The 413-nt window shown below is 30.3% G+C and carries 1 protein-coding gene and 1 pseudogene; one reads left to right on the forward strand and one right to left on the reverse strand.

The genetic code is table 11. The features are described from left to right. Window positions 1-247: ArsR/SmtB family transcription factor (locus tag HZY83_RS07985; RefSeq protein WP_179943508.1), on the forward strand; the 247-nt coding region annotated here is incomplete at its 5' end. Window positions 248-266: 19 nt separating this feature from the next. On the opposite strand, the pseudogene HZY83_RS07990 reads toward HZY83_RS07985, so the two are convergent. Next, window positions 267-413: pseudogene (locus HZY83_RS07990) on the reverse strand (arsenate reductase (thioredoxin)); the annotation flags it as partial.

A 413-nucleotide genomic window follows, 5' to 3' on the forward strand; every position in this document is an offset into this window, starting at 1 on the left:
TATCAATACATTATTAAAGATAAGTGATGAGAATAAGCTGAAAATTATATTAGCTCTAATTAAAGAGAAAGAATTATGTGTTTGCGACTTATCTATAACATTAGGTTTGAGTATAGCTTCAACATCACATCATTTGAGAGCGCTGTATAAAAGAGACGTGCTGAATTTTTACAAGGATGGGAAAATGGTATACTATTATATCAAAGATATAGAAATGAAATCATTATTAATAAAATGTATGACTTAAATATAAAGAAACGCTCACATTAAACGAGCGTTTCTTTGAATTCTTGTATTCTTTTTCCAATTTCATCTCTAACACGTTGAAATTCTGGCCATTCTTTTCCTGCTGGATCATCAAAGCCCCAGTGTTCTTTTTTAACATTAGGTGGTAATATAGGGCAATTATCGTC

The organism is Gemella sp. GH3 (assembly GCF_013415425.1).
GTDB lineage: Bacteria > Bacillota > Bacilli > Staphylococcales > Gemellaceae > Gemelliphila.